The organism is Intrasporangium sp. (genome assembly GCF_035280925.1).
Taxonomy (GTDB): Bacteria; Actinomycetota; Actinomycetes; order Actinomycetales; family Dermatophilaceae; genus Intrasporangium.
On record NZ_DATEEY010000169.1, the window covers coordinates 1 to 18,424 of the forward strand.

The window sequence follows — 18,424 nt, forward strand, 5'->3', positions numbered from 1 at the left end:
CCACCCCAGGACCGCGGCCCACCCGGAGCTCGTCGCCGGACGCATCAGCCGCCGGAGGTCGCCGACCTCGAACCTGCCATCCGGGAAACGCCGCCGCGCTTCGGCCACCATCGCGGGCGAGAGGTCGATCCCCACCGCGTCGGCCCCACCGTCCGCCAGATACGCCGTGACGTGGCCCGGACCCGAGCCGACCTCCACCACGGGCTCTTCGCCCGCGTGCGCGATCACCCGATCCAGCAGCCAGCGCTCGAACGGCAGCCCCCGCAGCTCGTCCACCAAGGCATCGGCATACGCGGTGGCAACCGCGTCATACGACGTGCGTACGCGAGCGTCCCGCGCCTCCGCACCGTCGGCAACCACGACCTCCCGGTCGACGCCCGCGGGCGGCACCACGTCGGCAAGGTACGGAACGGGGCCGAGGAGGTGGACCCAGCGTCGGTCCTTCTGGCCGGGTTGCCGCTCGAGCTCACGCACGAGCGGCTGGGCGCGCGACGCCATCCCGCGCAGGCACGCCTCGACCTCGGATCGGTCAGCAAAACCGTGCAGCCGTTCCGTTCGAGTCCGCAGCTCACCGGGGGCTTGCGCGCCACGCAGCAGCAACACCGTGAGGAGCGCGCGTTCGTCCGGGTCGAGCCCGAGCCGCTCGTCGAGGATCTGGTGGTACTTGAGGGTGCGTCGGCCGGTGTCGGCCCACACAATCCGAACCAGCCCCCGATCCCGGAGGGCACGGGCGGTTCGCTCGACGGTCTCGTCGTCGAAGTCGACGACGGGCTCCCGGTTGCTCGTCTGGTTGCACGCGGCCCGCAGCGCGTTGGCCGTGAGGGGGTACGAAGCCGGCACCGTCGCCTGCTTCTCCAGGAGGCTGCCCAGCACGCGCTGGTCCTCGGGACCCAGGACAGGGAGCTCGCTCACCTCCACGACCCTAGAGCCGTTTGCCCTCGGCGTCCCAGCGCGGGAGGAGCGGGTGGCCACGTCCGTCGGGAAGCGAGCTCAGCGGCATACGGACCATGCCGTATGCCGCTGAGCTGGGTGGGTCTCGATCGTGAGCTGGGCGCCCCCTCGCTCACCAGCGGTTGCGTACGTCCTCCGCCCACCCGTAGACGTCGGCGACGGACACCCAACGGCCGTGCTCGTCCCGCGCTCGCCCGGACCACGTCCCGAAGCACTGGTGCGTGCTCGACGAGACGACCACGAAATCGGTGACCGACTCCCGGACGTGCTCGGGCGTGAAGGTGAGGTCGACGGCCTCGCCGCGCACGCGCCAGGGCGCCATCCAGTTCTCCGGGTCGTACTCCCACGCGAGCTCTTCGCTCACCTTGGTGAGCCGGCCGTCGACGAGCAGGGCGTTCTCGACCGAGCCGGTGCCGTCGGTCCAGCGCCCGCCGACCTGGATCCCGATGACGTGCCCGTTGGTGACTCCCGAGCCGGCGCCCCAGTTCCAGTGGACCGCGCGCGGCCACCGCCCACGGCCGTGGTCGTGCGTCGCCCACGACACCCCGGCGGGGAACGGCTCCGGGTGCCCGTCGACGAAGATCGTGCCCTCGGCGGGGCGGGCGACGTCCTTGACGGTGTACTGGAAGCGCCGCCTGCTCCACGGCACGACGACCCCGAGGGACTCGTGCCCCTCCGGACGGTGCGCGCGGATGTCGACCCGGACGCGCTCACCGACGGCACGGAGGCGCGTGCCGCCGTCGACCTCGTCGATGTCGATGCGCACCGCGAGGGTCCGGGCGCGGACTGCGCCGCGCCCGAGGGTCCCGGGCAGGGTCGCGCTGCCGCCGAGCAGGCCGACGGCCTCGTGTGCGATCTCGACGCCGGTGCGGCGGTCGAGCAGCCAGATCGAGTGGAGGGCGGCGTAGTCGAGGTCGGACACGGTGAGCGCCACGACATGCGTCGGAGTCGTCACCGCCCAGTACTCCCACCGCTTGGTCCGGCCCCACGCGCGCCGTCCGCGGCCCACTCCGTCCGTGACGATCAGGGGAGTGCGGGTCCAGCCCACCGCGTCGGGGTTGAGACGACCGTCGGGGAGGGTGAGCAGCACCGGCGCCGTGAGCTCGCGCTCGGGGACGGGACGATGCGCGAGTGGTTGCGGGAGGGGAACGTCGGCCACCTGCCGAACTCTATGTGGCCCGCTGCGTGGCCCTCCGGGCGGGACTCGTCTGCCTGCCGAAGGACTCAGGACTCGCTTTCCGCGAGCCACTCGAGAGCCGTCTCACGCTCATGTGCGGGGAAGGCCCTGGCCTCGCCCGGCATGGCCCACGCGAACATGGTGAGGCCGTCGCGCATCCACTTGTGGTCGGTGACAAGGGCGATGCGTTCCCACGCGCTGAGGTTCCGGACTCCCATTCGGAGGTCCTGCCAGACCGCCCCGGCTTCGACGCCGTCGAAGCTGCCGGTGAAGTCGAGCAGGATGCGGATCTGGCCTGAACCGGCACTCGCGGCTTCGATGGCCGGTACGAGCACCTTGGTGTAGTCGTCGGTCGTCAGCTTGCCGCTCGCGGTGAAACCGACGACACCATCGGGCATTCCGTCAAGGACGTGGATCATCACTGGCTCCTACTCGTATTGGACCAACGATCACGAGCCCACTCTGGACTCGGAGGCGGAGTCGCCCTACGACCCAGTGTGGATGCTCCAGTCGTTGGTTCCCAGCCGTCGCTGAAGGCGCGGACACAATGTCCTCATGCGCCACGACGGGATCGACCAGCTGGCTGACGCGGCAATCGCCCTCGTGGGCGAGCGGCGTCGCGCCCTGCTCGGCATCGCGGGAGCACCGGGGGCGGGGAAGTCCACCCTCGCCGAGGCTCTCCTGGTCAGGGTCGCTGCCACGCAGGGCACGGATTGGGTGGCGCACGTGCCGATGGACGGCTTCCACCTCGCCGACGTCCAGCTCGAGCGGCTCGGTGCCCGCGGCCGCAAGGGCGCCCCGGACACGTTCGACGCCGACGGCTATGCAGACCTGTTGCGCCGCCTCCTCGATCACCCGGACCAGCCCATCTACGCGCCGGGTTTCGAGCGCACCCTCGAGCAACCGATCGCCGCGGCCGTGGTCGTCCCACCCAGTGCCCGCCTCGTGGTCACCGAGGGCAACTACCTGCTCCTGCCGCAGCCACGTTGGGAGGCCGCTCGCGCACAGCTCACCGAGGCCTGGTACGTCACCACCCATGACGACGCGCGGCAGGCCCGCCTCGTCGACCGCCACGTCGCCTTCGGCAAGGACGCCGAGTCAGCGGCTCGTTGGGTGCGCGAGACCGACGAGGCCAACGCGGCGCTCATCTCCTCGGCCTCACACCGCGCCGACCGCCTCATCGTCAACACGCCCGACGGCTGGGTCTGCTGACAGGCGCCATGCCGGACTGAATGTTTTTGGGACTCAGATGGGTTCGCGCGGAACGATGGGCAGCTGCTCGGCGATGCCGACGGCACCCTCGAGGGCGGCGGCGACCGCCAGCAGCTGCCCTTCCGAGCCGGGACGCCCGACGAGCTGCACACCCACGGGCAGCCCCTCCGACGACAGGCCGCAGGGTAGGGCGACCACCGGGCAGGCCGTCAGGGTGATCATGAAGGTGATCGAGATCCAGTCGACGTAGGTGCGCATCGGCGTCCCGTCGATCGACGACGGTGCGGTCCACTCGACGGGGAAGGGGCTGAGCGGCGCAGAGGGGACGACGAGCACGTCGTGATCCGCGAAGAAGTCCATGGTCCGGTGGATCAGCTCGCCTCGAGCCCGCTCGGCGGCTTGGACGTCGGCGAGCGACTGGGTCAGGCCGAGCTCGACGTTCCAGACGATGTCGTCCTTGATGCGGTGCCGGTCGGTCTCGAGCAGGTCCCCCCTGACCGTCGCCAGGAACTGCGCGCGCAGCGTCTGGAAGGTGTCGTAGGCGCCGGTGAAGTCGGGCGCGTCACCGGTGACGTCCGCGCCCAGGTCGCGGAGGTGGCCGAGCGAGCGCTCCGTGATATCGCGGATCTCTCGCTCGACCGGCAGCACTCCGAGGTCGGGCGTGTAGCCGACCCGGAGGAACTCGGGGACCTGTCCGAGCCGCTCGACGAAGCTCCTCGCGGGTCGCTCCCGCGTCATCGGGTCGTGCGCGTCAGGGCCGGCAAGCGCGTCGAGGAACAGGGCCGCGTCGGCGACGTTGCGCGCCATCGGTCCCTCGACCCACAGTGCGTCGAACGGGACGGGCGGTCGCTTCCTCGGCACGAGGCCCGGTGTGGGTCGCACGCCGACCACCCCGTTGTAGCCAGCGGGTGTGCGAAGGCTGCCGCCGAGGTCGTTCCCGGTGGCGAGCCAGGCGCTGCCCGATGCGAGCGCGGCGGCCGAGCCACCCGACGACCCGCCAGCGCTGCGCGCGGTGTGCCACGGGTTGCGCGTGGCACCCCAGACGGTGTTGTACGTGTGCCCACCAGCGAACTCCGGCACGTTGCTCTTGGCGTAGGGGATCCCGCCGTGCAGCTCGACCTGGCGGACCAGGGCGTCCGACTCGAGGGCCACGGTGTCCGCGAAGATCGGAGACCCGTTCGTCGTGAGCTGGCCCCCGACGTCGTTGTAGTCCTTGATCGCCACGGGCAGGCCGGCGAGCCATCCGCGGTCCGTGGGGACCGGGCGCTCGCGTTCGAGCTGCCCGGCTGCGGCGCGGGCCGCCTCGAAGAAGCGGATCGGCAGCGCGTTGACGGCCTGGTCCGTCGCGAGCACGTGCTCCTCGAGGACGTCGAGGACCTCGGTGGGAGAGACGTCGCCGGCACGCAGCAGGCCGACGACCTCGGTGGCGGTCGAGCGGATCAGGTCGGTCATGGGGACACCATTGCCCGACTGGCCCGTTCGTTCAACTCTCGACGGCCCCCCAGACCAATGGCGAGACCGGGCTTCACCAGATCGGGGGCAGGAGCCCATCCTCGACGGCCCGGTGGTAGAGGTGGATCTTGGTCGGCGCAGGGCGGTGGCTCGCTGAGTACTTCGCGCGGATGTTCTTGATGTGGTCGAGCACGGTTGCCCGTGAGATCCCGAGGGTCCGGGCGACCCGGTCGGCCTTCTCGCCCGACGCGTAGAGCATGAGGACCTGTCGCTCCCGCGGGGTGAGCCTTGCCCCGCCGAGGTCTTCGTCCGAGTCTCTCCCCGCGTCCCTGCCCGCGTCCCTGCCCGCGTCTCTGCCCACGTCTCTGCCCGCGGCTCCGTCTGCGTGGGCGTCGAGGGCCCAATCGGGGGGTGCGACTGTCCGCCCGCGGAGCACGGCCCGGATACCGGCGACGAGCACCGGGGTGGACTCGGACTTGCGGATCATCGCAGCGATGCCGGACCGGACCGCCTCGTGCACGAGGGCGGGCTGCTCGTCGGACATGTAGGCAACAACGGGTGTCCCCGTCTCCCGCAGCCGGGTGACGTTCTCCGTCGGTGTGGAGCCATCCCCCAGCTGCAGGCCGAGCAGGACCACGTCGAAGGCTTCGTCTCCCGCGAGCAGCTGCGATACGGTCGCCGCACTCGCGACGAGGTCAAGGTCGTCCTCCGCCGCGAGGATGCTCGCCAGCCCAGCGGCGGCGACGGCCTGGTCGTCGATGATGGCCACGCGGAACGGCAGGGCCGCACCATGAGGTTGGGCTGGATGGGCCGTGGTCCGAGACTCCTCACCGATCGGCTCCGCCATCTCGGCCCCCTCGAGTCGTCCTCCCGCTGCAGACGGGACTGAAGTGACTCGAGTCTATGGCGCCGCGATGCAGTGACCCCCCAGTTCTGGGGGTTCATCTCCACGCAAGAAACCGTGCAGTCTGGCGATGACGTGGGTCATGAGCACCTCACTGGTGCAGCGCCGTCCCTCCAGGAGCATCCCATGAACAGTTCGGCCATCCGCTCGTTCGATCCCACACCGTCCATGCGGCGGCCGGTCCCGGTCAGTGTCGTGCGGGAGCTGCCGACCGAGGGGGATGCGGGAGCGCTCGCGGTGCCGGTGACCCTGGGATCGGAGCCGCCGCCGGAGCTGGGCCACGATGCCGCGGCCCTCGCCGCTGCCGGCTTCACGGCCAAGCGCGGCGAGTCGCTCGTCATCCCCCAGACCAATGGTCCGGCCCTCGTCGCCCTCGGGATCGGGTCCCCGTCCGTGGTCGATGCCGCACTCGTGCGTGACCTCGCCGGTGACTTCGCCCGGGCGGTCCCGCAGCACAAGCGCCTCGCCGTCGAGGTGCCCGACCGTGACCAGGCGTTGGGTGCAGCAGAGTTCGCCCAGGCCGTCACCGAAGGAGTGCTGCTCGCCCGGTGGCGCTTCTTCGTCGGGGCCGGCGGCGACGAGCCGACTCTCGATTCGCTCGCCATCGTGGCCTCCGACGCCCAGGCGGACGAGGTCGCCGAGGGCATCCGCCGGGGGCGGGCCACCGCGGCCGCGGCGTGCCTTGCCCGCGACCTGGCCAACTGCCCAGCCGTGACGCTGACCGCAACGCGGATGGCACAGGTCGCCGAGGAGGCTGGTGCCGCGTCGGGACTGCAGGTCGAGGTGTTCGACAAGGCCCAGCTCATCGAGCTCGGCTGCGGCGGGCTGCTCGGCGTCAACCTGGGCAGCGCCGAGGAGCCGCGGATGATCCGCCTGCGCTACCAGCCGGAGTCACCCACGGCCCGGATCACGTTCGTCGGCAAGGGGATCATGTACGACTCCGGCGGCATCAGCCTCAAACCGAGCGACGAGTCGCACGCCCAGATGAAGAACGACATGACCGGCGCTGCGGCAGTGCTGGCCTCGATGACGGCGCTGCGGGAGCTCGGCTGCACCACTGCGGTGACCGGGTACCTCATGTGCACCGACAACATGCCCTCGGGCACCGCCCTCAAGCTGGGCGACATCCTCACGATGCGCAACGGCAAGACCGTCGAGGTGCTCAACACCGACGCGGAGGGGCGCCTCGTCATGGCCGATGCCCTGGCGCTCGCCACGGAGGAGCCAGTCGACGCGATCGTCGACATCGCGACCCTGACTGGGGCGTGCCTGCGCACGTTCGGAGTCGACGTCGCCGGCCTCATGGGCAACCACGAGGAGCTCGTCGCCCAGGTCAAGCGGGCCGGTGCTGCCGTCGACGAGCCGGTCTGGGAGCTGCCCCTCCACCGGCCCTATCGCAAGCAGCTCGACTCGCCGATCGCCGACTTCACCAACATGGGTGGCCCCAACGCCGGCTCGATCACAGCAGCCCTGTTCCTTGCTGAGTTCGTCGACGGACACCCTTGGGCGCACCTCGACATCGCCGGCACGGCGCAGCTGCCAGAGGCTCGGACCTGGCGCAACAAGGGTGCGACCGGGTTCGGGGCGCGCTTGCTCATCGAGGTTGCGATGTCCTTCCAGCCGCTGGCTGCACAGGAGGTGACCGGGTGAACGGCGCCGCCGAGCAGCCCGGCGCCGGAGGTGGACCGAAGGTCGAGGAGAAGCAGGGCGGGATGCAGCGCCTGCTCGGCACGATCGAGCGGGTCGGAAACAGCGTCCCACACCCCGCCATCATCTTCCTCGGCCTCATCATCGGGGTCATCCTCCTCTCGCACGTCCTCTACCTCACCGGGGCGAGCGTCACCACGGAGGTGGCCCACCCCGAGGTGATCCAGGTCGAGCCCGAGTACGAGGGAGGGACGACCAACCCGTCGCTGTCGCCGCATCCCGAGGAGGCGATCCCGGACTACGAGATCGAGATCGAGACGATCACGGCGAAGAGCCTGCTGACCGCGGACGGCATCCGATTCATCTTCACCACGGCGGTCCAGAACTTCAACGACTTCGGAGTCGTCGCCGTGATCCTCGTCGCCATGATCGGCGTGGGCGTCGCGGAGGAGGCCGGCCTCATGGCCGCGCTGATCCGCAAGATGGTGAAGGTCGCCCCGGCCGGTGCCATCACCTTCATCATCGTGCTGCTCGGTGGTATCTCCAGCGTTGCATCTGACGCCGGGTACCTCGTGCTCATCCCGCTCGGAGCCGCAGCCTTCGCCTCGCTCGGGCGGCATCCGCTCGTGGGGGTCGCGGCGGCTTACGCCGGTGTCAGTGCGTCGTTCTTCGTCAACATCCTCATCACGCCCGCCGACGGGATCATCACCGAGGTCACCAACGAGATGGTCGCCCTCGTCGCACCCGGCGGCGAGCTCAACGTGACGCACAACCTCTTCTTCGCCATTGCTGCGACGTTCTTCTGTGCCCTCGTCATGACGTGGATCACCGAGCGGCTCCTCGAGCCGAGACTCGGCAGGTGGGATCCCGCCGACGCGTCCGGGGAGGGCACCCACGAGCACACAGCCACCGACGAGGAGATGGCGCTGGAGTCGCGCGGACTGCGGATGTCCGGTCTCTACACCCTCGGTGCCATTGTCATCATCGCGTTGCTGACCGTCATCCCCGGCGCGCCGCTTCGGAACCCCGAGACGGGCGAGATCTTCGGCTCCTCGCCGTTCATGAGCAGCCTGCTCTTCATCATCTCGATGATCTTCCTCGCGGCCGGCCTCGGCTACGGCCGGGGCGCCAAGACGCTCACCGGAAGCACGAACATCATCAACGCGATCGTCAAGACGTTCAACGGGCTCGGCGGCCTGATCTTCCTCATGCTGCTCATCGCCCAGTTCATCGCGTACTTCAACTACTCGAACATGTCGCGACTTGCTGCGACGAGCCTCGCCGAGATCCTCGAGGGCGCGAACATCGGAGCCCTCGCTCTCCTGATCGGGTTCATCCTCCTCGTCGCGATCATCGACCTGATCATGCCCGGGGTCATCCCGAAGTGGGCGATCCTCGCGCCGATCTTCATCCCGCTCTTCTACCGCCTGGGAATCGCGCCGCAGACCGTCATCGCCGCCTACCGCGTCGGGGACGGGCCGATGAACGTCATCACGCCGCTCATGGTCTATCTGCCCTTCATCGTCCTCGTGTGCCAGCGCTACCAGCGCAAGGCCGGCCTCGGGACCGTGGTGTCCATGATGCTCCCGTACACCGTCATCGTCCTCGTGACGTGGATGCTCTTCTTCATCGCCTGGTACCTCCTCGGCATTCCCTGGGGCCCGAGTGCGCCGGTCCACCTTGGCTAGCGCTCGCGGACTGGGACCCGAGTACAGTGACCCTCGGTCCGGTTCAGTGCTGACCAGGGCAAACCGCAGATGACGACGCCAGATTCGCCCGCCGGAGCCACCACTGCCGACACTCGCGCGGCGCGGGCGTCCTGGTCGCCGTTGACCATCATCGTCCTCGCCCAACTGCAGATGGCCATCAACATCAGCGTCCTGCCGGTGTCGCTGGGGCCGATCTCCGCGGATCTGGACGCACCGGCGACAGCCGCCGCGACCGCGCTCCTGCTCTACTCGCTGTTCGTCGCCGCGTTCGTCATGCTCGGCGCGAAGCTCGGCAAGCTCCTCGGTGAGCGTCGAGTGCTCCAGGCAAGCGTCGTGGTCCACGGCGCGTCGATGGCCCTGATGGCGAGCAGCACGAACGTCATCACGATGAACACCGCCCAGGTGATCGCGGGAGTAGCCGCCGCCGCGGGCGTGCCGACCTTCGTGGTGCTCATTGCCGCCAACTACCACGGCCGGCAGCAGGAAACGGCGCTCGGCGTGCTGGCAGGCATGCCCGCGGTCGCCAGCGCAGTCACCTTCCTCATCGCCGGCTACCTGGCCACGGTCCTCAGCTGGCGCTACTCCTATGGGCTGCTGGTCGTCCTCGCGGTCGTCGTCCTCGTCCTGAGCTTCCGCCTGGCGCCGATCCCTCGCCAGCCGAGCATCGCGATCGACTTCGTCGGGGTCGTGCTCTCCGCTGCGGCAGTCGCGCTCATCCTGTTCGGCTTCAACAACCTGCAGACGTGGGGGCCGCTGGTGGCCGAGGAGGAGGCACCGTTCTCGCTGCTGCGCCTGTCGCCTGCGCCGATCCTCATCCTGGCCGGGATCGTGCTCGGTCAGGCCTACTTCGCGTGGTCCAACCGGCGTGTGAAGAACCACCAGCAGCCGCTGCTCGCGATCGAGGTCATGGAGAGCAGGGAGGAGAAGAGCGCCGTCATCGCGCTTCTCGTCGCGGGAAGCCTTGGCCTCGCGGTGGGCTTCCTCATCCCGCTCTACGTCCAGATCATCCAGGACCGGACGCCCCTGTTCACCGCGGTCGCCATCCTCCCGTACACGGCTGCAATCGCGATATCGGGTGTTCTCACGGTGCGGCTGTACGACCGGGCCCCACCGCGCACGCTCGGGATCGCCTCGTTCGTTCTCATCGCCATCGGGCTGCTGGTGGTGGCCTTCACCATCGGTAACGAGTGGAGCACCGTCACGGTCATCCTCGGACTGCTCCTCGTCGGCGCGGGTGAGGGCACGCTGCTCACCCTGCTCTTCAACGTGCTCGTGTCCGCGTCGCCGAAACGACTCGCCGGCGACGTCGGTGCGTTGCGCGGCGTGGCGAACAACGTCTCAAACGCTCTGGGCGCGGCGTTGGCCAGCGTCGTGGCAGTCGGGCTGTTGAGCATGTTCCTCGCCTCGGGCTTCACCCGATCGGAGCTGCCTTCGGAGCTCCAGGCGGGAGTGCCCTTCGGGGAAGTGGACTTCGTGACCGACACCGAGCTGGCGAACACACTCGGGGAGACCTCGGCGACGCCGGCGCAGGTGGCGGACGCGGTCGCGATCAACGCAGCTGCCCGGCTCCGGGCGTTGCGGGCGTCGTTGCTGATCGTGGGCGGCATATCGTTGTTGGCGATCTTCCCAGCGGCTCGACTGCCGAGGTACGTGCCGGGCGAGCTGTCAGCCGAGGACATCGTCAACGAGGACGCGCGAGACTAGCGGTGCTCCCCGAAAGGAATCTGCATGAGCGCCACACCGAGCGTTTCCAGCACGTACGGCGTCCACTCCGAGGTCGGAACCCTACGCAAGGTCCTGGTCTGCCGCCCCGGCCTGGCCCATCGGCGGCTCACCCCAGCCAACTCCGACGACCTGCTCTTCGACGACGTGCTGTGGGTCGAGAACGCCGAGCGCGACCACGCCGACTTCGTGGGCAAGATGACCGACCGGGGCATCGAGGTCGTCGAGCTGCACGACCTGGTCACAGCAACCATGGCCGTGCCGGGTGCTCGCGACTGGCTGCTCGACCGACTCATCGTCCCGAACGAGGTCGGTCTCGGCCTCGTCGAGCCGACCAGGGCCTACCTCGACTCGCTCGAACCGCGCCGGCTCGCCGAGCTGCTCATCGGCGGCCTGGCCACCAACGACCTGCCCGACGAGCACCGGACGCCGTACGTGGGTCTGGCCCGCGAGTCCACCGGTGAGCGCGACTACCTGCTGCCACCGCTGCCCAACACCCTCTACACGCGAGACACCACCTGCTGGATCTACGGAGGGGTGACGTTCAACCCGCTGTACTGGCCGGCCCGGCACGACGAGACCCTGCTGTACAAGGCGATCTACACGTTCCACCCGGATTTCGTCGGCTCAACGATCTGGTGGGGCGACCCCGAGCAGGACTGGGGCCGGGCCACCATCGAGGGCGGCGACGTCATGCCGGTCGGCAACGGCGTCGTGCTCATGGGGATGAGCGAGCGCACCTCCCGCCAAGCGATCACGCAGGTTGCCAAGACACTGTTCGACCACGGGGCCGCCGAGCAGGTCGTCGTCGCCGGCATGCCGAAACTGCGAGCCGCCATGCACCTGGACACCATCTTCACCTTCGCCGACCGTGACGTCGTCACGTACTTCCCGTCGATCGTCGACTCGATCCATCCCTTCGTCCTGCGTCCGGGCCACACCGCCCAGGCAGTCGAGGTCACGGACAAGGCCGGCACCCCGTTCCTCGACGTCGTCGCACGCTCACTGGGCCTCGAGCAGCTTCGAGCCCTTCCGACCGGCGGCGACGTGTACGCCTCCGAGCGCCAGCAGTGGGACAGCGGCAACAACCTCGTGGCCCTGGCGCCCGGGGTCGTCGTCACCTACGACCGCAACACCTACACCAACACCGTTCTGCGCAAGGCCGGAGTCGAGGTCATCACCATCGTCGGCGCGGAGCTCGGCCGCGGCCGCGGCGGTGGCCACTGCATGACCTGCCCCATCATCCGCGACCCCATCGACCTCTGACCCGCGGCTCGGCCTCGCTCGTTCACGCCCAAGCCAGCGCATCATCCATGGCGAGCGCCACCAGAGCGGCCACCTCGTGCGGATGGGTGTAGAGGTTGTTGTGCGAGCCAGCGAGGAGCGAGGTTCGCGTGCCCACCGACCGCACCGCGGAGCTGGCGAGCAGGTCGAGCCAAGCAGAGGGCGCATACGCGTCGGCGACGCCCGCGGTGACGGTGAGCGGGGCGGCGAGACCAGCGACCTTCGACTCCGGTGCGTCCCGCAGGCCGCTCCGGACCATCCGCACCAGGTCGACCCGGGCGCGCAGCACCTCCTTGACGCGGATCTCGCCCAGTCGGTCCAGGCGATACGCCAGCGGGGTGGACGCGAGCAGCTGCGCCACGCGCCGATGCTCTGGGCGGAACGTGGGACCGGCCATGACCAGGGCGACGCCGCGCCGTTTCGACTGCAGGCCCAGCACCGTGACGAGCGCTGCCTGCGCGCCGGTCGAGTGGCCCAGCACGACGACGGGACGACGTCCCGCCTGCTCGAGGACCCAGTGCCGCGCCACCGATGCGATGGCCTCGATGTCGGGCCGTGAGCTTCGCGGGTGCGCCGACCCGAAGCCCGGCACGTCGAGCACGGCACACTCGACGCCCCGGGCCGCCACCGCCTCGGCGGTCGGCAGGGTGTAGCCGGGCAGCCCCAGGCCAGGGAGCACGACGACGAGCCCGCGGTGGCCCGCGCCACTCGGCAGGTGGTGCACCGAGCGGACCCATACCCGATCCGGCCCGACAGCGCTCCGCCGCTCCAATCGCATACCCCTAGGGGACCCGCACCACGCGGCAGAGCTGCCGAGGTCCGGGAATCCCCTTGAGCTCGTGGACTCCCCGGTCCTCGAACACGATGCCCGACCCCACGACCAAGTCGCTCAGGATCCGGGAGACGAGGACCTCCCCGGTGCCGGCCAGCCCCATGACCCGGGCCGCAAGATGGACCGCGATGCCTCCGATGTCGCCGTCGAGCAGCTCGATCTCCCCAGTGTGCAGACCAGCCCGGATCTCCACGCCCAACGACCGCACCGAGTCGCGGATCAACCACGCGCACCGCACCGCACGTGCCGGGCCGTCGAAGGTGGCGATGAACCCGTCACCGGTGGTCTTCACCTCGCGCCCACGGAAAGCGGCGAGATGGCGACGCACCACGTCGTCATGAGCTGCCCGCAGGTCGAGCCACCGCGAGTCGCCCAACCGGGCAACGAGATCCGTCGACCCGACGATGTCCGTGAACAGCACCGTGGACAGCTCACGCTCGACTCGCACCTCCACCGGGGCGCCTGACAGGAACGCCGAGATCTCTTCCAGCACGTCGTCGGCCTGTGGCGTGAACAGCGGGTAGCAGTCGGCCCCGGGCAGCTCGACCAACCGCGCACGGGGGATGTGCTCGGCGAGGTAGTGCCCGAACGGCAGCCGGTAGTGCCGGTTCTCCTTGCGGTGCAGGACCAGGGTCGGCACCGAGATCGTCGGCAGCACTGAGCGCACGTCGACCTGGGTGGTCCACCGGAACATCTCCGTCGCGGCGCCGGGCGGCATCGACAGGCGCTGGTACCGCATGAACCACTCCTCGACGCGCGCGTCGCCCTCGAGGCTGGGTGCGGTCAGGTGCATCATGGCCGGGTCCTGGCCCCAGTGCCGTTCGTACAGGGACACGAGCTTCTCGACCGTCGGCGCCGGCATGCCGATGGGATAGTCATCGTCCCTTCGCCACCGCGCGTACGTGTTGAGCAGGACCAGCTTCTCGACCCGCTCGGGGTGGGTCGCGGCCAACAGCATCGCCATGGGACCACCCTCGGTGTCACCGATCACGACCGCCCGCCGTGAACCCGCGGCGTCGAGCGCGACCCGCGCGTCGTCCATCCACGCCTCGAGGGTCGGCAAGGTCGCGAGGGGAACGGGGTCGGACACTCCCGTCCCGCGCTTGTCGTAGCAGATCACGCGGCCGTTGCGGCTCAGGCGCTGGTAGAAGTGCGCGAGCGCCGGCTCGTCCCACATCGCGTCGACGTTGGTCCCCCAGTGGGTGACGAAGAGGATGTCGCGCGCACCCTCGCCGAAGGCCTGGTAGGCCACGTAGCCGCCCGCGGGCTTCGCGTATCTCGTCTGTGGTCGCATCCCGTCCGACGATATCGTCGGGACCCCGCCACGCTGGGAGGAATCGTGGCCTTGGGAGCGAGCCCAGCGGCATACGGTATTGGCCGTATGCCGCTGAGTTCCCTTCCGCACCCGCGCGCGCTTCCAGCCCTTCCGCCCTACCGGGCCGAGTGTGCGGGAAATGCGGGGTACGCGAAGCCCGAGATGTGAGGATGGGACCATGGACGCCGTCCAGATCCAGGCCGAGCCGCTCGAGGAGCTGGCGGGGCTCCTGGACCCCGTCCGCGCCGAGACGTTCCTGTCGACAGCGGCGCTGGCCCGCAAGGCGCTCGCCGGGCGGATCATCTGGAACATCAACTCGACCGCGTCGGGCGGCGGTGTCGCCGAGATGCTGCAGGTGCTGCTCGCCTACGCCCGGGGCGCCGAGGTGGACACACACTGGCTCGTCCTGGACGGCGACCCGCAGTTCTTCGAGATCACCAAGGCCCTCCACAACGCGCTGCACGGTTCCCTCATCGGCCGCACCGGCTTCGGTGCCGATGACCGGGCGCACTATGAGCGCGTGATGCAGGCCAACCTCGCACAGCTGCGCGACAGGGTCCGTCCCGGCGACGTCGTCCTCCTGCATGACCCCCAGACCGCGGGGCTAGCCGCCGGGCTCAGGCAGCTCGGCGCCCACGTCGTGTGGCGCTGCCACATCGGTCGCGACGACACGACGGAGATCACCGACCTCGGTTGGGGCTTCCTGCGCGAGTACGTCCTCGGGGCCGACGCCTTCGTCTTCTCCCGGGCAGGCTACGTCCCCGCCTGGCTCCCGCCAGAGCGCGTCATGATCATCCAGCCCTCGATCGACCCGTTCGCGACGAAGAACGCCGAGATCCCCGGCGAGGAGGTCCGGCGCATCCTGCTCGCCGTCGGCCTCGTCCACAACGGCGACCCGCGCGGCACGGTCGGCTTCCATCGGCGTGCCGGCAGCGAGGGGGTGTTGCGCCGCCACGCCGACCTCGTGTCGAACTCCCCGCCTCCGATCGACGCGCCCCTCGTCCTGCAGGTGAGCCGGTGGGACCGGCTCAAGGACATGCCCGGCGTGCTCAGCGGTTTCGCCGCGCACGTCGCGCCGTTCGTGCACGACGCGCACGTGGTGCTCGCGGGCCCGGACGTCTCTGGCGTCGCGGACGACCCGGAGGGGGCCCAGGTCTATGCCGAGTGCCGCGCGGTGTGGCAGGCCCTGCCGCCCGAGGTGCAGAGCCGCTGCCACCTCGCGTCGCTGCCCATGGACGACGTCGACGAGAACGCCCTGATCGTCAACGCCCTCCAGCGGCACGCGGCGATCGTCGTCCAGAAGAGCCTCGCGGAGGGGTTCGGCCTCACCCTGACCGAGGCGATGTGGAAGAGCCGCCCCGTCATCGCGAGCGCGGTGGGCGGGCTCCAGGACCAGCTCACCGATGGCGACGAGGGGTTCCTGCTCAAGGACCCCGCCGACCTCGAGAGCTTCGGCGCGCTCGTCATCCGCCTGCTGCGCGATCCTGAGCTGCGCGCGGCGATGGGTCACCGCGCCCAGGAGCGGGTGCGCCGTGACTTCCTCGGTGACCGCCACCTGATCCAGTGGGTCGAGCTGCTGACCAGACTGGGCGACTGACGCCCTGGGGCGGCTCGATGATCTCGAGCCGCTCGAGGAGGAAGAGCAGGGCGGCGGCGAACGGATTCGGCGCGGTCTCCTCCCGCACGGCGTCCCAGTCGACCTGCTCCCGCAGCGCACGGGCGACCGGGATGTGGACGCCGAAGTCGCAGTAGTGCTCGCTCAGGGCGTTCAGCCGGTGGACGAGCAGGTCCGTGGCCGGCATGACCGGCATCTCGACCGACAGCACTCGGAGCGGGGTGGCCCGCTCGACGACGCTGCGCGTGGCAAACGTGCCGGCCGGCCGGAAGATGACGTCGACCAGCGCGTCGTCCACGTAGACCTTGAAGAGCCAGTCCTCGGGCGGCTGCACGACCTGGAGGCCCTGGTCGGCGAGCTCGTGCATGACCTCCTCGGCGTCCTCCCGCGCGATGAGGAAGTCCGCGTCGTGGTTCGGCTCCGGCCCTCCCCGCGCCCAGACGCCGTAGCCGCCGATGAGCGCGAACGGCCGACCCGTCGCCTTGAGGGCCACGGCGACCGTCTTGAGCGCCTCGCGCAGGTCGTGCTGGTCAGGTTCACCCATGTATCGGTTGTACCCGTTCTTGAGGGGCTGGGCCTCCATCGAGTGTGCAGCACGCGCCGCGGAGTTCTCCTTGGTGCAATGGATGCCGCCAGCCGCTGAGCCGGTCTTCGGCAGGCGGGTAACGGAACCTACATGCGAGTCGCGACCTTCAACATCCTCAACGGACGCGTCCCCACCGACCAGCACGTCGACCCGACCGGCCTCGCCGACGCCGTCAAGCGCCTCGATGCAGACATCCTCGCCCTGCAGGAGGTGGACCGGAACCAGCAGCGCTCCGGATTTGCCGACCTCACGTCGGTGGCGGCCGACGCCATGGGTGCACCGCACCACCGGTTCGTGGCCGCCATCCACGGCAGCCCCGGCGTGACCTGGGTGGCATCGACGGGGGACGAGCAGCCCGACTCGGCCGCCTACGGGGTGGCCCTGCTCTCGCGCTATCCCGTCAAGGGCTGGGAGGTGATCCGTCTCGAGCCCGTGCCGTTCCCCGTGCCGATGCGCTTCAAGGGCCGACTGCGTCCCTACCTCGTGACGGACGAGCCGCGAGTGGCCGTGGTGGCCTCCGTCGAGACGCCTCTCGGCGACTGCACGGTCGTCGGCACCCACCTGTCCTTCATCCCGTGGTGGAACGTCCGGCAGCTGCGCAAGCTGGTCCGAGCCACCGTGGACTGCCGCGAGCCCGTTGTGCTCATGGGCGACCTCAACATGGAGGCGGAGCGGGCCACGCACATGGCGAAGATGCGCTCGGTCGCCAGTCACCCGACCTACCCCGTCGACGAGGCACGCGAGCAGATCGACCACATCCTCGTGCGCGGATCGGTACGCGTCGGGGAGAGTGGCGCGCCCGCGCTGCCGATCTCCGACCACCGGGCCCTCTGGGTCGAGCTGGGCTGAGCTCGGCTGGGCCGGCTCCTCTGGGCTGGCTCGTCGACTGTGCGGTACGTGCCCGCGGCCTAGGAGCGAGTCAGGGTTGGCGCGGACTCCAGGTTCTGTTCGTGCGGGTGCCGGCGCTCGAGGCCCGCCCCCTCCACGTCGAGGTTGGGCAGTCGGCGGTTGAGCCACCTGGGCAACCACCATGCCGTGTCTCCGGCAAGGTGCATGAGCGAGGGCACGATGAGCATGCGCACGACGAACGCGTCGACGAGGACACCGAATGCGAGTCCGAAGCCGATGGGTCGGATCATCGCGCTGTCGGAGAAGACGAACCCACCGAAGACCGAGGCCATGATGATCGCGGCCGCGGTCACGACGCTTCGGCCGGCATGCAGGCCCTGGACCACCGCCAGTCGTGCCGGGGCGCCGTGGGCATACGCCTCTCGCATGCCCGAGCCGAGGAAGAGCATGTAGTCCATGGCCAGGCCGAAGAGGATGCCGGCGAGCATCGTGGGCAGGAAGCTGAGGATCGGGCTCGGGTTGTCGACGCCGAAGACACCGGGGAGCCAGCCCCACTGGTAGATCGCCACGACCCCACCGATCGCGGCGAAGTACGAGAGCACGAAGCCGAGCGTGGCGATGACCGGCACGAAGATCGAGCGGAAGACGAGCATGAGGATGATGAACGACAGGCCCACGACGAGCCCGAGGTAGGCAGGCAAGGCGTCGGACAGCTTGTCCGAGATGTCGATGTTGCCGCTGGCCATGCCGGCGACGTCGAGGTTGACGGTACGTCCCATCGGCTCGAGCTCGCGGAGCGTGTGGACGAGCTGCTCGGTGGAGGGGTCGTTCGGCCCACCCGATGGGACGACCTGGAAGGCGGCAGCGGTCCGGCCCTCGGACACTCCGATCGGCGCCACCGCCACGACGTCGTCCTGCGCGGAGATCTCCTCCGCGATGGCCGCCTGCACCGTCACGTCCGGGGTGGTGCCGGGGACGCCGACGAGGTTGGCAACGACGAGCAGAGGAGCGTTGCGTCCAGGTCCGAACTGGTCAGAAACCGTCGAGAAGGCTTGGTACTGCGTCGATTCGACGGCCTCAGCAGATCCGTCCGGTAGACCCAGCCTCAGGTCGAGGGCGGGCAGCGCGATGGCAACGAGGGCACCGATACCGAGCACGATGCTGCCCAC

The 18,424-nt window shown here is 69.7% G+C and carries 15 protein-coding genes and 1 pseudogene; 7 read left to right on the top strand and 9 right to left on the bottom strand.

The genetic code is table 11. The annotated features are described in order from the left end of the window. The 3 genes from VJN29_RS15285 to VJN29_RS15295 all read right to left on the bottom strand — a co-directional run. The coding region (locus VJN29_RS15285; RefSeq protein ID WP_324144493.1) for a DUF480 domain-containing protein at positions 1-912 on the bottom strand (912 nt) is incomplete at its 3' end. 151 nt (positions 913-1,063) lie between these two features. Further along, positions 1,064-2,110 (bottom strand): DUF2804 domain-containing protein, encoded by a 1,047-nt coding sequence (locus VJN29_RS15290; RefSeq protein ID WP_324144494.1) that lies wholly within the window; start codon positions 2,108-2,110, stop codon positions 1,064-1,066. A 65-nt stretch (positions 2,111-2,175) separates the two neighbouring features. Then, positions 2,176-2,547: an STAS/SEC14 domain-containing protein gene (locus VJN29_RS15295; protein WP_324144495.1), complete on the bottom strand. Its 372-nt coding sequence runs from the start codon at positions 2,545-2,547 to the stop codon at positions 2,176-2,178. 136 nt (positions 2,548-2,683) lie between these two features. Between VJN29_RS15295 and VJN29_RS15300 the strand changes: the two genes are divergently transcribed. After that, positions 2,684-3,340, top strand: coding sequence for a nucleoside/nucleotide kinase family protein (locus VJN29_RS15300; RefSeq protein WP_324144496.1), 657 nt, complete (start codon positions 2,684-2,686; stop codon positions 3,338-3,340). Between the two features lie 33 nt (positions 3,341-3,373). Here the strand turns inward: VJN29_RS15300 and VJN29_RS15305 are convergent, their stop codons facing one another. Continuing rightward, positions 3,374-4,792 (bottom strand): amidase, encoded by a 1,419-nt coding sequence (locus tag VJN29_RS15305; protein WP_324144497.1) that lies wholly within the window; start codon positions 4,790-4,792, stop codon positions 3,374-3,376. A gap of 73 nt (positions 4,793-4,865) precedes the next feature. Beyond that, a complete protein-coding gene (locus tag VJN29_RS15310) occupies positions 4,866-5,639 on the bottom strand; it encodes a response regulator transcription factor (RefSeq protein WP_324144498.1) in 774 nt (257 codons plus the stop codon). A 183-nt stretch (positions 5,640-5,822) separates the two neighbouring features. Here VJN29_RS15310 and VJN29_RS15315 point away from each other — a divergent pair, with 183 nt between their 5' ends. The 4 genes from VJN29_RS15315 to VJN29_RS15330 all read left to right on the top strand — a co-directional run bounded on the left by VJN29_RS15315 (position 5,823) and on the right by VJN29_RS15330 (position 12,040). After that, positions 5,823-7,346, top strand: a complete 1,524-nt coding sequence (locus VJN29_RS15315; protein WP_324144499.1) for a leucyl aminopeptidase — start codon at positions 5,823-5,825, stop codon at positions 7,344-7,346. Continuing rightward, positions 7,343-9,031 carry an AbgT family transporter gene (locus VJN29_RS15320; RefSeq protein WP_324144500.1) on the top strand — a complete coding sequence of 563 codons (1,689 nt, stop codon included), beginning with the start codon at positions 7,343-7,345 and terminating at the stop codon, positions 9,029-9,031. The genes VJN29_RS15315 and VJN29_RS15320 overlap by 4 nt, the downstream gene beginning before the upstream one ends. 69 nt (positions 9,032-9,100) lie before the next feature. Beyond that, positions 9,101-10,756 (top strand): MFS transporter, encoded by a 1,656-nt coding sequence (locus VJN29_RS15325; protein WP_324144501.1) that lies wholly within the window; start codon positions 9,101-9,103, stop codon positions 10,754-10,756. A 24-nt stretch (positions 10,757-10,780) separates the two neighbouring features. Continuing rightward, positions 10,781-12,040: an arginine deiminase gene (locus tag VJN29_RS15330; protein ID WP_324144502.1), complete on the top strand. Its 1,260-nt coding sequence runs from the start codon at positions 10,781-10,783 to the stop codon at positions 12,038-12,040. 22 nt (positions 12,041-12,062) lie between these two features. Here VJN29_RS15330 and VJN29_RS15335 read toward each other — a convergent pair whose 3' ends face one another. Next, a complete protein-coding gene (locus VJN29_RS15335; RefSeq protein ID WP_324144503.1) occupies positions 12,063-12,836 on the bottom strand; it encodes an alpha/beta hydrolase in 774 nt (257 codons plus the stop codon). Positions 12,837-12,840: 4 nt separating this feature from the next. Continuing rightward, complete coding sequence (locus VJN29_RS15340; protein ID WP_324144504.1) at positions 12,841-14,184, bottom strand: adenylate/guanylate cyclase domain-containing protein; 1,344 nt, start codon at positions 14,182-14,184, stop codon at positions 12,841-12,843. A gap of 199 nt (positions 14,185-14,383) precedes the next feature. Between VJN29_RS15340 and VJN29_RS15345 the strand changes: the two are divergent. Then, positions 14,384-15,703: pseudogene (locus VJN29_RS15345) on the top strand (glycosyltransferase); the annotation flags it as partial. On the opposite strand, the gene VJN29_RS15350 reads toward VJN29_RS15345, so the two are convergent. Continuing rightward, on the bottom strand, positions 15,669-16,364 hold the full coding sequence (locus VJN29_RS15350; protein WP_324144505.1) for a nucleotidyltransferase family protein: 696 nt from the start codon (positions 16,362-16,364) through the stop codon (positions 15,669-15,671). The pseudogene VJN29_RS15345 and the gene VJN29_RS15350 overlap by 35 nt on opposite strands. Before the next feature lie 132 nt (positions 16,365-16,496). Here VJN29_RS15350 and VJN29_RS15355 point away from each other — a divergent pair, with 132 nt between their 5' ends. Then, on the top strand, positions 16,497-17,255 hold the full coding sequence (locus VJN29_RS15355) for an endonuclease/exonuclease/phosphatase family protein (protein ID WP_324144506.1): 759 nt from the start codon (positions 16,497-16,499) through the stop codon (positions 17,253-17,255). 59 nt (positions 17,256-17,314) lie between these two features. Here VJN29_RS15355 and VJN29_RS15360 read toward each other — a convergent pair. Next, positions 17,315-18,424 (bottom strand): MMPL family transporter (locus VJN29_RS15360; RefSeq protein WP_324144507.1); only part of this gene is annotated, 1,110 nt, incomplete at its 5' end.

Bases quoted from the DNA above. Each gene is read 5' to 3' on its own strand.
- VJN29_RS15330 (WP_324144502.1), top strand. From the start codon at position 10,781: ATGAGCGCCACACCGAGCGTTTCCAGCACGTACGGCGTCCACTCCGAG.
- VJN29_RS15355 (WP_324144506.1), top strand. From the start codon at position 16,497: ATGCGAGTCGCGACCTTCAACATCCTCAACGGACGCGTCCCCACCGAC.
- VJN29_RS15300 (WP_324144496.1), top strand. From the start codon at position 2,684: ATGCGCCACGACGGGATCGACCAGCTGGCTGACGCGGCAATCGCCCTC.
- VJN29_RS15315 (WP_324144499.1), top strand. From the start codon at position 5,823: ATGAACAGTTCGGCCATCCGCTCGTTCGATCCCACACCGTCCATGCGG.
- VJN29_RS15310 (WP_324144498.1), bottom strand. From the start codon at position 5,639: ATGGCGGAGCCGATCGGTGAGGAGTCTCGGACCACGGCCCATCCAGCC.
- VJN29_RS15335 (WP_324144503.1), bottom strand. From the start codon at position 12,836: ATGCGATTGGAGCGGCGGAGCGCTGTCGGGCCGGATCGGGTATGGGTC.
- VJN29_RS15305 (WP_324144497.1), bottom strand. From the start codon at position 4,792: ATGACCGACCTGATCCGCTCGACCGCCACCGAGGTCGTCGGCCTGCTG.
- VJN29_RS15325 (WP_324144501.1), top strand. From the start codon at position 9,101: ATGACGACGCCAGATTCGCCCGCCGGAGCCACCACTGCCGACACTCGC.
- VJN29_RS15295 (WP_324144495.1), bottom strand. From the start codon at position 2,547: ATGATCCACGTCCTTGACGGAATGCCCGATGGTGTCGTCGGTTTCACC.
- VJN29_RS15340 (WP_324144504.1), bottom strand. From the start codon at position 14,184: ATGCGACCACAGACGAGATACGCGAAGCCCGCGGGCGGCTACGTGGCC.
- VJN29_RS15350 (WP_324144505.1), bottom strand. From the start codon at position 16,364: ATGGGTGAACCTGACCAGCACGACCTGCGCGAGGCGCTCAAGACGGTC.